The following is a 14,413-nucleotide window of genomic DNA, read 5'->3' as shown; positions in this document are numbered from 1 at the left end:
AACGGTGTTTCAGAGAATGTTCGCTTCCGCGAACACGTTGACGCCGGTCTGGTCGACGTAGAGCTTGTGTGCACGGGATTGCTCGGGCAGCAGCATACTCATCCTCGCCTCGTCGCGGTAGATCAGGTACCACTCAAGCAGGTGTTCCATGCCGAATTTCTCTGGATTGGCCGAGTGGACGTTGGTCACCAGCAACTGCCCGCCGGGGCGCGTGCGCGCGGCGAAGTAGCTGAGCAAGCGGGCGCAGACCTTGTCCGACAGGTAGTCGAACAGGCCCGCGCAGTACACCGCATCGAACTCGCGCAGGCTGGCGTCGTCCGGCGAAATCTTGCGCTTGAGCAGTTCGTGCACCGACTGGTGCACCATCTCCACCGACACCTTGTGCCCTGCCTCGCCGGCCGAGCGCTCGATCGAGGCCTTGGTGTAGGCCAGGGTCTCTTCGCTGAAATCGACCAGCTGGAACGACAGCATCTCGGGCTGCGCATACTCGCGCGCGAAGCGCTGGATCTCGAAGGCCGGGCCGCAGCCCACGTTGAGCACGCGGAACGGCCGCCCGGCCGCGCGCGCGGCATCGGCCTGGCGCGAGAGGAAATCGACCAGCAGGTCGATGCGGTTGCGGTGGGCGGTCGCCACGGCGGCCTTGAGGAAGGCCGTATTGACGATCTGGAAGTAGGTGGTCGGGCCCTGCTGCGGATCGCTCAGGATCTGGTTCACCATCTCGTAGTCGCCGGCATAGCCGAGCGGCTTGGTGAAGGTGCGGTAGACGAACGGCGCGCGCAGCAGCAGCGGGTGCAGCGCAGACTGCGCGTAAGTGCGGTGCACCGGCGCGATCTCCGCGTCGACCTGTTCGGCCTCGCCCTCGAGCCGGTCCAGGTAGGTCTTGGTCTTGAGCATGATCGGCGTGGCCAGCTCGTAGAACACGTCCTCGCGCAGCCGCCCGTCGACCTTCGGCAGGTTCTCGGTCAGGTCCACCTGCTCGACCCAGCGCGAGACTTCGGAGAGGAAGGCGCGCATTTCGTTGACCACGATCTGGTAGTCGCGCCGGATGTTGAAGCGCGCGTCCCAGTCGTTGATGAACAGTTCGGCTTCCCGCCCCACCGACTTGGGCTCGTTGGGCAGGTCGCTCAGCTCGCGCCACTCGTCGATGAGCGTCAGCGACACCACCGCGGTGAGGCCGGTATTCACCAGGCTCATCACCACCGCCTTGCCCAGGTAGGCGTTCTTGCTTCCCATGCGCACACTCAGCTCGCTCAGCACCTCGCTGACCTGGACGATCGAGTATGGATTGTAGATTTCCATCACCAGAGCTTTTCTCTGGAGATTGATAATTGTGCCCCGCACCTGCTCGCCCTGCGAGTTGCGGAAACTGACCACCGGATCGATTTGCGTTTGGGAGTACACGGTATTGCGCCAGAGAAATCCGAGAAACGCTGCCGGCCGTCCAGTCCTTGTCGACTGGCCGGGTACAGCTCGTAGGGCAAGGGGATCGCTACGATCGCTACGCTAGGCCGGCATCAAGGGGTACTGCTGGGATACATGTCGGTAATCGGTTGCGGGCATTGGCGTCCTCGACTGGCAGGCACGCACGCGACTACACCCTGGTAACTGTGAGCGAGGAAGTGGCTGAGATTGTTGACTGGATGAGACTGTAACTGATTCCTGTCGAATCATTGTACTGTGGGCATCAGGTGCGGACAACATAACCTGGCACGCACCGGCCGGCAAACGAAAAAGGCCGGGGATCGCTCCCCGGCCTCTCTCGTGCTGCGCGCCGGGACCATGTCCCGGGCGTGAGCGCGCGCTTATTCCGCCTTCACGCCTTCGACCTGGATGGCCAGCTTGACGTCGGGCTTGAAGCCCATCTTCACGCCATAGTCGATGCCGAAGTCGGCGCGGTTGATGGTGCCGACGGCGTCGGCGCCGCAGGCTTCGCGCTTGAGCATCGGGTGCTGGATGCACTTGAATTCACGGATTTCCAGCTTGACCGGCTTGGACACGCCGTGCAGCGTCAGCACGCCGTCGACTTCGGTCGGGACGTCGCCGTTGAACTTGGAGAACTTGCCCTTGTAGGTGGCTTCCGGGAAGGCCTCGACGTTGAACATGTCCGGGCCCTTCACGTGCTGGTTCAGCTTGGCGTTGCCGAAGTCGACCGAAGCCGGATCGATCTTGACGTCGAGCGAGCCGGTCTTGGCCGCGCGATCCAGCGTCACGGTGCCGCTGGACTTTTCGAACTTGCCGCGCCAGACGGACAGGCCGCCCAGGTGGTCGGCTTCGAAGCTCGGGTAGGTGTGGGTGGGATCCAGGTTGTAGGTCACCGTGTTGGCCGAAGCCACGCCGAAGGCGGCGCTGGCGGAAATGGCCGCGGCGGCGGCGAGGATGGTACGCAGTTTCATGAGAGCTCCCGGCAAAAAGTTGGGGATGAACAGCAAAGCGATAGCAGCGAAGGCAAGCGCGAAGCGCTTACTTCCTGGCCGCCGTCACGATATGGAACTTGATCTGGACATCGTCGGCGACAACGGAAGTATCCTTCCATTCGCCGTCGCCGATATTGAACACGGTACGCTTGATCGGCAGCACACCGTCGAACACCTGGCCGCCGCCGTCCTGGCGATAGCTCGCCGGCACCACCACGTCCAGGGTCTTGCCCTTGATGGTGAGCTTGCCCGCCACCTCGTACTTGCCGGCGGCGCCGGTCTTGATGCTGGTCGACTGGAACACCGCCTTGGGGAATTTGGCCGCGTTGAACCAGTCTGCGCCCTTGACCTCCTTGGTGGTTTCGGCGTCGCCGATCTCGAAGCTCGACACGTCGATCTCGATCTTGGCCGAGGAGGCAGCCAGCTGCGCGGGATCGAAGGTCACCGTCGCATCGAATTTCTTGAACTTGCCTTCCATCGGCACGCCGATCTGGCGGGCGGTCGCGGTCACCGTGCTCTTGGCGGCATCGACCTGGGCCCAGGCGAGATTGGCGCCGATGCCGGCGACAGCCAGGGTGGCGGCCATCAGGAGCGCGCTCGGGCGGGGAATGCGTTTCATCAAAGACTCCTGTCGCTAGGAGGGCAATGCCCTCGGTCAGTTTTTCAGATGGTGTTTCGGGTTGCTGCGTTGCTACGTTGCGCGCCGCTTTACTTCAGGAACGGCAGCATGCGCGCCAGCGTGCCGTCGCGTTCGATGAACTGGTGCTTGATCGCCGCGGCCGCGTGGATCACGACGATGGCTGCCATCAGGTAGTTCAGCCAGATATGGGCCTGCTTGAGGATTTCCTTGAGTGCGTCGTTCGGCTCGATCAGCGACGGCAGCGGCAGGACACCCAGGTAGACCACCGGCACGCCGGCCGCGCAGCTGTACAGGTAGCCGGTGATGGGCACCACCACGATCAGCACGTACAGCAGCATATGCGCGCCGTGCGCCGCGGCGGCCTGCCAGGCGGGGGTACCCGCGGCGGGCGCCGGCGCCCGGTGGGTGGCGCGCCACAGCACGCGCAGCACGGCGATGGCGAACACCGTCACGCCCAGCCACTTGTGCCACGAGAACAGCTTGAGCTTGAGCATCGACAGCCCCGGAATGCTGGTCATGTACAGGCCAAGCCCGAAGGCGGCGAAGATCAGCAAGGCGATGATCCAGTGCAGACCGATCGCGGTTGCCCCGTAGGCGGATGCGGACAACTGTGGTGAGGCCCCGGCGCGGGCGCCGGTCTTGATTTGAGAATGCATGTAAAACCCCTGCCCGTCACGGGCGTTCGTATGGCGCGTTCGTATGGCGCGTTCGTATGGCGCGTTTGTGTGGAGCGTTTGTGTCGAGCGTTTTATCGGCGCATGCAAAAAGGCGACGGCATGCAGATGACCATCAGCCTCTGGATTCTCGCATTATTGTGCCGTACGCATGAGGCCGAGCGGTCCGAAATTCATGGAATCATTCAAACCATTTGAAGTGACATTTCGCCGCGGCGGTCGCCAGACGAAAAAACCACCCCGCAGGGTGGCTTCTTTTGTTGTCCCGGTGCCGGCCGGCGGGCCGGACAGCGCGCGAGATCAGGCGGCCGAAATGCCTTCGGCAAGGCTCACGGCGCGCCCGATGTAGCTGGCCGGCGTCATCTCCAGCAGCAGCTTCCTGGCGTCCTCGGGAATCGCCAGGCCGCCGATGAAGGTCTGCAGCGCCTCGCGCGAAATGCCCTTGCCGCGCGTGAGCTCCTTGAGCTGCTCATACGGATTGGGCACGCCGAAGCGGCGCATCACGGTCTGCACCGGCTCGGCCAGCACTTCCCAGCAATTGTCGAGGTCTTCGTTCAGGCGCTCCGGGTTGGTTTCCAGCTTGCCCAGGCCGCGCAGGCAGGCCTCGTAGGCCAGCAGGCTGTAGCCAAGGGCCACGCCCATGTTGCGCAGCACGGTGGAGTCGGTCAGGTCGCGCTGCCAGCGCGACAGCGGCAGTTTTTCCGACAGGTGGCGCAGCACCGCGTTGCCCAGGCCCAGGTTGCCTTCCGAGTTCTCGAAATCGATCGGGTTGACCTTGTGCGGCATGGTCGACGAGCCGATCTCGCCGGCCTTGGTCCTCTGCTTGAAGTAGCCCAGCGAGATATAGCCCCAGACGTCGCGGTTCAGGTCGATCAGGATGGTGTTGGCGCGGGCGACGGCGTCGAACAGCTCGGCCATGTAGTCGTGCGGCTCGATCTGGATGGTGTACGGGTTGAAGGTCAGGCCCAGGCGCGCTTCGATCACCTGTTTCGAGAACGCCTCCCAGTCGAACGACGGATAGGCCGACAGGTGCGCGTTGTAGTTGCCCACCGCGCCGTTCATCTTGCCCAGCAGCTCCACGCGCTGGATGCGCTCGATGGCACGGCCCAGGCGAGCGGCCACATTGGCCATTTCCTTGCCCAGCGTGGTCGGGCTGGCCGGCTGGCCATGGGTGCGCGACAGCATCGGCTGGCGGGCGTTGGCATGTGCCAGTTCGACCAGGCGCGCGTGCACGCGCTGCAGCGCCGGCACCACCACGCCATCGCGCGCGCCCTTGAGCATCATGCCGTGCGAGGTGTTGTTGATGTCTTCCGAGGTGCAGGCGAAATGGATGAACTCGCTCGCGGCTTCCAGCTCGGCATTGCCCTTGACCTGCTCCTTGAGCCAGTACTCGACCGCCTTGACGTCGTGGTTGGTGACGGCCTCGATCTCCTTGATGCGCGCGGCGTGCGCTTCGGAGAAGTTGTCCACCAGGGCCAGCAGCGCGGCCTCGGATGCCGGCGAGAACTTCGGCATGTCGGGCAGGCCGGCCTGCGACAGCGCGATCAGCCAGTGCACTTCCACCTTGACGCGGTTGCGCATGAAGGCCGCTTCCGAAAGCCACTCGCGCAGCGCATCGGCCTTGGAGGCATAGCGGCCGTCGATGGGGGACAGGGCGGTGAGCGGGGAGAGCGAGGAGGAAGACATGCTGGAAGACCGGAAGGAAGGGAAAAGACGGTGGTCTGGCGCAAACCGGCGCAAAAATGGCCGGCACGCGCCGCGAAGACCCGCGACAAGCCGCAAAAGAGACCAATCAGGCGCGCCGGCCGACCGGCGGCGCGGCGGAAAGCGGGCATTTTACCATCGCGGCCGCCGTTCTGTGGCCGCCGGCATGGCGGTGGCGCGGTGGCGCGTATCGGCACCACGACACCCGCACGGAGATGGTGCGCGGCCATCATATGTATGGCACCGGGCACGGGTATACTCGCGCTCGCCGATCCGCTAGCCTGTTATGAAGTGCATCGGGCATGCCGGCCGGACGCCTCCAGCGCGGTCCGTCGTGCCAGAGGGCGCCGATGCACTTCATAACAAGCTCGAGGGGAGTCCATGAAGCTGTACGCATCGCAAACCAGTCCCTACGCGCGCAAGGTGCGCGTGGTGATGGCAGAGAAGAAGATCGATTACCAGATGGTCGAGGTGGACGTGTGGTCGCCCGACACCACCATCGGCCAGTTCAACCCGCTCGGCAAGGTGCCTTGCCTGGTGATGGAAGACGGCGGCGCGATCTTCGATTCGCGCGTGATCGTCGAATACGTCGATACGCTGACGCCGGTCAGCCGGATGATCCCGCAAGGCGCCCGCGAACGCGTGGAAGTACGCTGCTGGGAAGCGCTGGCCGACGGCCTGCTCGACGCCGCCCTGCTGGCGCGCCTGGAGCATACCCAGCGCGAACCCGAGCAGCGCAGCGAGCGCTGGGTCAAGCGCCAGCTCGGCAAGATCGACTCGGCGGTGGCGGCCATCGCCGACGGCCTGGCCGACCGCCCGTGGTGCTGCGACAACCACTACTCGCTGGCCGACGTGGCGGTTGGCTGCGCGCTCTCGTACCTGGACTTCCGCTTCCCGGACATCGCCTGGCGCGAGCGTCATCCGCGCCTGGCCGTGTATCAGGACAAGCTGGGCAAGCGCCAGTCGTTCATCGATACCGAGCCGCCGCGCGCGTAGGCACGCGGGCGCATCAGCGCGCCGGGCGACCGGCGCGCCCAGCTACCGGATGATGCCGCCACCGAGGCAGACATCGCCCTGGTACAGCACTGCCGACTGGCCCGGCGTCACCGCCCACTGCGCCTCGGCAAACCCCAGCCGCAGCGCGTCTCCCTCCAGCGCCGACACCGAGCACGGCGCATCGCTCTGCCGGTAGCGTGTCTTGGCCGATAGCGCGGTGCCCACCTGCGGGCCCTCGCCGGCCACCCACGACAGGTCCGCGGCATCGAGCGCCGGCGTCAGCAGCCACGGATGATCGTGGCCCTGCACCACATACAGCGTATTGCTCGCCATATCCTTGCGCGCCACGTACCAGGCGTCGCCGCTGCCTTCGCGGCTGCCGCCCAGGCCGATGCCCTTGCGCTGGCCCAGCGTATAGAAGGCCAGGCCGATGTGCTGGCCGACTTCCTTGCCGTCCGGCGTCTTCATCGGGCCGGGGCTGGTGGGCAGGTAGCGGTTGAGGAAATCGCGGAAAGGCCGCTCGCCGATAAAGCAGATGCCGGTCGAATCCTTCTTCTTCGCGTTGGGCAGGCCGATCTCGGCGGCAATCTCGCGCACGCGCGTCTTGGGCATCTCGCCCAGCGGGAACAACGTGCGCGAGAGCTGCGCCTGGTTCAGGCGGTGCAGGAAATAGCTCTGGTCCTTGGTGTGATCGAAGGCCTTGAGCAGTTCGAAGCGGCCGTTCGCGGCCTGGCGCACGCGCGCATAGTGGCCCGTGGCGATGGTGTCCGCGCCCAGCGACATGGCGTGGTCGAGGAAGGCCTTGAACTTGATCTCAGCGTTGCACAGCACGTCGGGATTGGGCGTGCGGCCGGCCGAGTATTCGCGCAGGAAATCGGCGAACACGCGGTCCTTGTACTCGGCGGCGAAGTTGACGGCTTCCACGTCCACGCCGATCAGGTCGGCCACCGAGACGACATCGAGCCAGTCCTGCCGGGTCGAGCAATATTCGCTGTCGTCGTCGTCCTCCCAGTTCTTCATGAACAGGCCGATCACCTCGTAGCCCTGCTGCTTGAGCAGCCACGCGGTCACCGAGGAGTCGACGCCACCCGACATGCCCACCACCACGCGCTTGCCGCTCATGACGCGGCTCCGCCGGCCGGTGCGTGCGTCGCCGCGGTCACCGAGGGGTGGGTGAAAAGCGCGTCGAGCGCGAAGCGCTTGCCGGCCAGGTAGTCTTCCATGCAGGCCAGCACCAAGGGCGTGCGATGGCGCTCGGGGCAGGCGCGGATCTCATCCGCGCTCATCCACACCGTGCGCACGATGCCGACGTCGAGCTGGCGCCCGGCATCGAGCGCGCCCAGCTCGCCGGTGAAGGCAAAGCGCACATAAGTGATGTCGCCGCCCGGCCGCGCCGTGCTGCCCGCCGACCCGGAATGCGCCATATAGCAGCCCAGCAGCGCGCGCGGCTCGAAGGTGTGCGCGGTTTCCTCCAGCGTCTCGCGGATGACCGCATGCACCAGGCTCTCGCCGGGATCGAGGTGGCCGGCAGGCTGGTTCAGCCGCAGGCCGTCGGGGGTTTCTTCTTCCACCAGCAGGAAACGGCCGCCGCGTTCGATGACCGCGGCGACGGTGACGCTGGCTTTCCAGTCGTGTGACATGATGCACAAAATTTAGGCAATCCGGCATTCTACCGGTTGCCGCACTTTCGCGCATCCAGGCCGTCCGCCTCGCCGCGGCGCCCGGCCCGTCACGCAGGCTGCAAAGTGCACTCCACTTCTCGCGCGGAAGGCAGCAGGTCGATCGCATGCTCGAGCCGTTCGCGCAGCGCCGCGCTGGCCGGCATCAGCGGCCGCCTGACCTCCGCGCCGGCCAGTCCGCACAAGGCGAGCGCGGCCTTGACCGGCGCGGGATTGGGCTCGGAAAACAACAGCGCGATCAGCGGCGCCAGGCGCGCGAACAGGGCGCGCGCCGCCTCGTGCCGGCCGTCCGCGGCCAGTTGCACCAGGCGCACGAACAGGTCGGTGCGGATATGCGCGCTGGCCGGCACCACGCCGTCGCCGCCACCCAGCAGATGGCCGAGGATGGCCTCGTCCTCGCCGCAGAACACCGAGAGCGCTTCGCAGCCGGCAAGCGCGCGCAGCCCCGCCGCATCGCACTCCTTGACCGCCACGATGCGCGGATGCGCGGCCAGGCGCCGCACCAGCGCGGGCGACAGGCTGCAGCCGGTGCGGCGCGGTACGTTGTAGAGCATCAGCGGCCGCCAGGTAGCGTCGGCCACGCGCTCGAAATGCCAGGCAATGCCATCGTCGCCCGGGCGCAGGTAGTACGGCGGCGGCACCAGGTAGCCGGCCAGGTCGAAGGCGTCGAGCTGGCGCACCTGCTCGCACACGCCGCGGGTATCCACGCCGCCCACGCCGGCCATCACCGGCAGCGCGCCATTGACTGCTTCGAGCACCGCGGCGGTGAACATCAGCCGCTCCGCTGGCGAGAGCAGTGCGCCCTCCCCCGTGGTGCCGAGGATGACGAGACCGTCCACCCCGCTGGCCACATAGTGCGCGGCCAGGCGCTGCGCGCAGGGCAGGTCCAGCTCGCCGCCTTGCAGCGGCGTCACCATCGGCAGCCACAGCCCGGTGCCGCCCGGCTTGCGCAGGCGGCCCGCTTCCTGCTCAGTGCGCGGCATGGTCTTGCCCCAGCACAGTGGTCACGCCGAACTCGGCGGCAGGCAGCGCCATCATGATGGCGTGCATGGCGGCATCGCGGCCACCGCGCTCGACCTCCACATGCACGGTGGTCTCGCCGTGGCGGTGGTCCACCTCGACCACATAGATGCGCGCCAGCTTGCCGATCGCCGCGTGCAGCGACTGGCGCAGCGCGAAGACCTGGCCCGAGGCCACTGCCAGGCGCAGGCGGATCCATGCGCATGCGGTGTCGGCGGCGTTCGCCGCGGCGTTGTCGATGCCGGATACGGGTTGCGCGGGACGCGCGGCGCCGCGCCCGGTGCGCGTGGCTTCGGTGCGCGCCGATGCGGCGCGGGCGGACTGCGTGCGGGAAGGACGGCGCGGCACGGAAACGAAGGCCACGGCAAGGCTCGACTGTCGCATATGGGCTGGACCCGTGTGAAACGGGTCGTCTGTTGTAGATGGAACCATGCTAGGCAGGCGGGCCTCAAGTTGATGCAATGATTGCCGCCGGCGTCATCAAGAAGTCATCAAAAGGCCGCGCTCAGAATGTCTTGGTGAGCGAAGCGAACGCGGCGGCCCGCCCGATATAGCGCCCGGACGTGTTGGTGTAGACCGAGTGGTGGGCGTTGGTGTCGATATAGGCGAGCGCCAGCGCGAAGCCCTTGCCCAGGTCCTTGGTCAGCCCGAGCCTCCAGTCGGTGTACGAGGCATCGGTGACATTGCGCACGTCCTGGTAGCCCACGTGCGCGTTCAGCGTCAGGTCCCACACATTGAGCGGCACGTTGGCGCTGAGGTCGATATAGGAGCTGTACTTGCTGTTGGCGAAGCCGAACAGGTTGGTCAGCGCCTGCGAGTACTTCAGGAACACGGGGCCGTAACCAGCGCCGATATATAGCTCCGTGGTGTAGGGGCGCGTGAAGCCGTTCGGGTAGTCGCCCGGATAGTAGTACTGCAGCACGCCCAGGTCGTAGTTCCACTCCAGCCCTGCCAGCGTCACGGTGTTCTTGAAGCCGCCGTAGAAATCCATCTCGATCGGTGCCGAGACCTGCGGGTTGCTGTCGCTGAGCCAGCTGATGCTCGAGTTCCAGTTGCCGAGGTAGAAGCCGCTCGAATGCGCGTAGTCGAAGCCGCCCTGGATGGCCGGGCGACGGTTGGTCTGCATCAGGCCGCGGTAGCGGTATTCGCTGGCGACGGTCACGTTGGCCGTGAACGTGTGCGGCGAGGCTTCGGCGTCGGGTGTGCTCTGGGCATGGGCACCGGACACGCCGCAGAAAAGGGCGGCGCCGGACAGGAAGACGGCGCAGGCGCGCGGAGCAGCAAGGCGGAAGACAGTCATGGATTGCTTGGCAGGAAACAGGGAGGTCGATCGGAATAGCGCCATCGGCGCGGTGGCGCGGCACGGGCCGCGCAGCGACCCGAACAGTACGGGAGCGCATCTCAAATCGGTGTCAAGAAAACGGGGGCACGCCAAGCGATCACATAAAGACGGGGGCCAGTCATGCACCACCCGGATAGCCGCCATGCGCCATGCGGACTTGTTGCGCAAAAGCCGAACGGCCGGTCACCACGGATCGTCAGATTCCTGTAAGCTGCGAAAAAATTGTGCGCTGCGCCCAGCTTCGGCTGTGCGCGCGGGAAAACACAAAGGGCTCAGGACGTCCGCCCGTAAATGCAGAGCAGCGGCATTGTCAGAATGAAACGAAGCGGTTCTGGTCGGGCGCTCCGACTGGATGTACATGTCGTACATCCCGTACATGTCGTACGTACGCAAGGCACGCGCGCCCCATCGCCAGAATCATTTTGACAGCGCCTCGAAGACGCCAGCAAAAGGAGAAATTGACGATGCACATCGGCATCCCGCAGGAGACGCGGGCAGGTGAGACTCGTGTCGCCGCAACCCCCGAGACGGTCAAGAAATACGTCGCGCAGGGCCATCAGGTTATCGTGCAATCGGGAGCTGGCGTGCGCGCCAGCCAGCCCGACTCAGCCTACGAGGCGGTCGGCGCCACCATCGGCACCGCGGCCCAGGCGCTGGGCGCGCAGCTCGTCCTGAAGGTGCGCGCACCGGACGACGCCGAGCTCGCGCTGATGAAGCCCGGCTCCGCGCTGGTCGGCATGCTCAACCCCTTCGATGCCGACAACAACGCACGCATGGCGCGCGCCACGCTGACCGCCTTCGCGCTCGAAGCCGCGCCGCGCACCACGCGCGCGCAGAGCATGGACGTGCTGTCCTCGCAGGCCAATATCGCCGGCTACAAGGCCGTGCTGGTCGCCGCTCACCATTACCAGCGCTTCATGCCGATGCTGATGACCGCCGCCGGCACCGTGAAGGCGGCGCGCGTGCTGATCCTCGGCGCCGGCGTGGCCGGCCTGCAGGCCATCGCCACGGCCAAGCGCCTGGGCGCGGTGATCGAAGCCTCCGACGTGCGCCCCGCGGTCAAGGAACAGATCGAGTCGCTGGGGGCCAAGTTCGTCGACGTGCCGTTCGTCACCGATGAAGAGCGCGAGATCGCCCAGGGCGTGGGAGGCTATGCGCGCCCGATGCCGCCGGACTGGATGCGCCGCCAGGCCGAACTGGTGCACGAGCGCGCCAAGGCCGCCGACATCGTCATCACCACCGCGCTGATCCCGGGCCGCCAGGCACCGGTGCTGCTCAAGGAAGAAACCGTCCAGGCCATGAAGCCGGGCTCGGTGGTGGTCGACCTGGCCGCGGCGCAGGGCGGCAACTGCCCGCTCACCGTGGCCGACGAAGTGGTGGAGCGCCACGGCGTCACGCTGATCGGCCATACCAACCTTGCCAGCATGGTGGCGGCCGACGCCTCGGCACTCTACGCGCGCAACGTGCTCGACTTCCTCAAGCTCGTCATCGACAAGGACGGCCAGTTCATACTGAACCTGGAAGACGACATCGTGGCGGCCTGCCTGATGTGCAAGGACGGACAAGTCGTCCGCGGCGCCAACTGAAGCGCGCAGGCGGGCCCGCCGCGGCCCGCTCGCTTTAGATTGGCGCCACGCGGTCCCGGCATGGCGCGCGGGCGTTCGCCGGCGCGGCCGGCACGTCCGGGCACCGGGAGCTTTGCAGCGGCCCGCGGGGCTTGCCCACGGGCTCACACAGCCACAACCAAGGACGCATCACCAATGCAACGCATCATGCTCCGCGCCAAGCTCCATCGTGTCACCGTGACACAGGCGGACCTCCACTACGAGGGCTCATGCGGCATCGACGAGGACCTGCTCGACGCGGCCGACATGAAGGAGTTCGAGAAGATCGAGTTGTACAACGTCAACAACGGCGAGCGTTTTTCGACCTACATCATCAAGGGCGCGCGCGGCACCGGCGAGATCTCGCTCAACGGCGCGGCCGCGCGGCGCGCGCACCTGGGCGACCATCTCATCATCTGCACCTACGCGCCGATGAGCGACGAAGAGATCGCCACCTACAAGCCGAAGGTCATCCTGGTGAACGACAACAACGGCATCAAGGAAATCAAGAAGGTGTAGGCGGCATGCGGCGGATCCGGCGAGCCAGCCGGTCCAGCCGTCCAGCCGTCCATACGTACGGACTTCGCGCGCCGCCGCCTGCGGCGGCGCGCACGCGAGAAGCAGACCGGCATCGGGCAGCACGGCCAGGTGCGCCGGGCCAGGCAGAAGAACACGGGACAACCGCGCAGCGAAGGCATTCAAGCAACGGAGGAGTAGGCGATGGAAATGGTGAACCACACGGTGATCAACCTGATCATCTTCGTGCTGGCGATCTACGTGGGGTACCACGTGGTCTGGACGGTAACGCCGGCCCTGCACACCCCGCTGATGGCCGTGACCAATGCGATCTCGGCCATCATCATCGTCGGCGCCATGCTGGCGGCCGGCCTGACCGAGGGCATGGTAGGACGCACCATGGGCACGCTGGCGGTGGCGCTGGCCGCCGTCAATGTGTTCGGCGGCTTCCTGGTGACCCAGCGCATGCTGGAGATGTTCAAGAAGAAGGAACCCAAGGCAAAGGCTGACGGCTCGGCCAAGGAGCACGGCAAATGAGCATGAATCTCGTCACCCTGCTGATCTTCGGCGCGCTGGTGGTGGGCGGCGGCATCGGCGCCTACGTGGCGAAGAAAGTCGAGATGACCAAGATGCCCGAGCTGGTCGCGGCGATGCACTCGCTGATCGGCCTGGCGGCGGTGTTCATCGCGGTGGCCGCGGTGGCCGAACCGGCCGCCTTCGGCATCACGCCGGCGGGCTCGCACGACATCCCGCTGGGCAACCGCATCGAGCTGTTCATCGGCTGCTTCGTCGGTGCCATCACCTTCTCGGGCTCGGTGATCGCCTTCGGCAAGCTGGCCGGGCGCTACAAGTTCCGCCTGTTCCAGGGCGCGCCGGTGTCCTTCCCCGGMCAGCACATGCTCAACCTGCTGCTGGCGGTGGCGATGATCGGCTTCGGSGTGATCTTCTTCCTGTCGCAGAGCTGGCTGCCCTTCGTGGTGATGCTGGCGATCGCCTTCGTGCTGGGCGTGCTGATCATCATCCCGATCGGCGGCGCCGACATGCCGGTGGTGGTGTCGATGCTGAACTCGTACTCGGGCTGGGCGGCGGCCGGCATCGGCTTCTCGCTCAACAACCCGATGCTGATCATCGCCGGCTCGCTGGTGGGATCGAGCGGTGCGATCCTCTCGTACATCATGTGCCGCGCCATGAACCGCTCGTTCTTCAACGTGCTGCTGGGCGGCTTCGGCGGCACGGCCGCGGGGGCGGCCGCCGGCGAGCAGCAGCAGCGCCCGGTCAAGTCCGGCTCGGCCGATGACGCGGCCTTCCTGATGGGCAACGCCGAGACCGTGATCATCGTGCCGGGCTACGGCCTGGCGGTGGCGCGCGCGCAGCACGCGCTCAAGGAACTGACCGAGAAGCTGGTCGAGAAGGGYGTGACGGTGAAGTACGCCATCCACCCGGTGGCGGGCCGCATGCCGGGCCACATGAACGTGCTGCTGGCCGAGGCCGAAGTGCCCTACGACCAGGTCTTCGAGATGGAAGACATCAACAGCGAGTTCGGCCAGGCCGACGTGGTGCTCGTGCTGGGCGCCAACGACGTGGTCAATCCGGCSGCCAAGACCGATCCCAACTCGCCGATCGCCGGCATGCCGATCCTGGAAGCCTACAAGGCCAAGACCATCATCGTGAACAAGCGCTCGATGGCGGCCGGCTATGCCGGTCTCGACAACGAGTTGTTCTACATGGACAAGACCATGATGGTGTTCGGCGACGCCAAGAAGGTGGTCGAGGACATGGGCAAGGTTCGGCGACGCCAAGAAGGTGGTCGAGGACATGGGCAAG

General features: G+C 66.1%; 14 protein-coding genes and 1 pseudogene. 5 read left to right on the top strand and 10 right to left on the bottom strand.

Features of this window, described 5'->3' with window-relative positions; translation table 11 throughout:
- Positions 1-9 precede the first annotated feature (9 nt).
- The 5 genes from AB4Z48_RS23630 to purB form a co-directional block, all read right to left on the bottom strand.
- Positions 10-1,401, bottom strand: coding sequence for a class I SAM-dependent methyltransferase (locus AB4Z48_RS23630; RefSeq protein WP_441618423.1), 1,392 nt, complete (start codon positions 1,399-1,401; stop codon positions 10-12).
- 401 nt (positions 1,402-1,802) lie between these two features.
- A complete protein-coding gene (locus tag AB4Z48_RS23625) occupies positions 1,803-2,393 on the bottom strand; it encodes a YceI family protein (protein ID WP_441618421.1) in 591 nt (196 codons plus the stop codon).
- A 67-nt stretch (positions 2,394-2,460) separates the two neighbouring features.
- Complete coding sequence (locus AB4Z48_RS23620) at positions 2,461-3,033, bottom strand: YceI family protein (RefSeq protein WP_441618419.1); 573 nt, start codon at positions 3,031-3,033, stop codon at positions 2,461-2,463.
- 89 nt (positions 3,034-3,122) lie between these two features.
- Positions 3,123-3,710, bottom strand: coding sequence for a cytochrome b (locus AB4Z48_RS23615; protein ID WP_441618417.1), 588 nt, complete (start codon positions 3,708-3,710; stop codon positions 3,123-3,125).
- A 318-nt stretch (positions 3,711-4,028) separates the two neighbouring features.
- Entirely contained in the window at positions 4,029-5,414 is a 1,386-nt protein-coding gene (purB, locus tag AB4Z48_RS23610) for an adenylosuccinate lyase (RefSeq protein ID WP_441618415.1), read from the bottom strand.
- A 399-nt stretch (positions 5,415-5,813) separates the two neighbouring features.
- On the opposite strand from purB, the gene AB4Z48_RS23605 reads away from it, so the two are divergent.
- Complete coding sequence (locus tag AB4Z48_RS23605; RefSeq protein WP_441618413.1) at positions 5,814-6,428, top strand: glutathione S-transferase family protein; 615 nt, start codon at positions 5,814-5,816, stop codon at positions 6,426-6,428.
- A 42-nt stretch (positions 6,429-6,470) separates the two neighbouring features.
- On the opposite strand, the gene mnmA is transcribed toward AB4Z48_RS23605, so the two are convergent.
- From mnmA to AB4Z48_RS23580, 5 genes are all read right to left on the bottom strand, one after another.
- The gene (mnmA, locus tag AB4Z48_RS23600; RefSeq protein WP_441618411.1) at positions 6,471-7,550 is read right to left on the bottom strand and encodes a tRNA 2-thiouridine(34) synthase MnmA; all 1,080 of its coding nucleotides are present in this window, start codon (positions 7,548-7,550) and stop codon (positions 6,471-6,473) included.
- On the bottom strand, positions 7,547-8,068 hold the full coding sequence (locus AB4Z48_RS23595; RefSeq protein ID WP_441618409.1) for an NUDIX hydrolase: 522 nt from the start codon (positions 8,066-8,068) through the stop codon (positions 7,547-7,549). Before AB4Z48_RS23595 ends, mnmA begins: the two co-directional genes overlap by 4 nt.
- A gap of 89 nt (positions 8,069-8,157) precedes the next feature.
- Positions 8,158-9,090 carry a 4-hydroxy-tetrahydrodipicolinate synthase gene (gene dapA / locus AB4Z48_RS23590; protein WP_441618407.1) on the bottom strand — a complete coding sequence of 311 codons (933 nt, stop codon included), beginning with the start codon at positions 9,088-9,090 and terminating at the stop codon, positions 8,158-8,160.
- A complete protein-coding gene (locus AB4Z48_RS23585; protein WP_441618405.1) occupies positions 9,077-9,490 on the bottom strand; it encodes a hypothetical protein in 414 nt (137 codons plus the stop codon). Before AB4Z48_RS23585 ends, dapA begins: the two co-directional genes overlap by 14 nt.
- A gap of 142 nt (positions 9,491-9,632) precedes the next feature.
- Positions 9,633-10,427 carry a TorF family putative porin gene (locus tag AB4Z48_RS23580; protein ID WP_441618403.1) on the bottom strand — a complete coding sequence of 265 codons (795 nt, stop codon included), beginning with the start codon at positions 10,425-10,427 and terminating at the stop codon, positions 9,633-9,635.
- Positions 10,428-10,933: 506 nt separating this feature from the next.
- Here AB4Z48_RS23580 and AB4Z48_RS23575 point away from each other — a divergent pair.
- From AB4Z48_RS23575 to AB4Z48_RS23560, 4 genes and pseudogenes are all read left to right on the top strand, one after another.
- The gene (locus AB4Z48_RS23575; protein WP_441618401.1) at positions 10,934-12,055 is read left to right on the top strand and encodes a Re/Si-specific NAD(P)(+) transhydrogenase subunit alpha; all 1,122 of its coding nucleotides are present in this window, start codon (positions 10,934-10,936) and stop codon (positions 12,053-12,055) included.
- Between the two features lie 174 nt (positions 12,056-12,229).
- Complete coding sequence (gene panD / locus AB4Z48_RS23570) at positions 12,230-12,592, top strand: aspartate 1-decarboxylase (protein ID WP_441618399.1); 363 nt, start codon at positions 12,230-12,232, stop codon at positions 12,590-12,592.
- A 201-nt stretch (positions 12,593-12,793) separates the two neighbouring features.
- Complete coding sequence (locus AB4Z48_RS23565) at positions 12,794-13,126, top strand: NAD(P) transhydrogenase subunit alpha (RefSeq protein ID WP_441618397.1); 333 nt, start codon at positions 12,794-12,796, stop codon at positions 13,124-13,126.
- Positions 13,102-14,413: pseudogene (locus AB4Z48_RS23560) on the top strand (NAD(P)(+) transhydrogenase (Re/Si-specific) subunit beta); the annotation flags it as partial. The gene AB4Z48_RS23565 and the pseudogene AB4Z48_RS23560, both read left to right, overlap by 25 nt.

Source organism: Cupriavidus sp. 2TAF22 (genome assembly GCF_052115045.1).
GTDB lineage: Bacteria > Pseudomonadota > Gammaproteobacteria > Burkholderiales > Burkholderiaceae > Cupriavidus.
The sequence above is the reverse complement of the archived record's forward strand: the minus strand, read 5'-3'. Positions and strand labels throughout refer to the sequence as shown.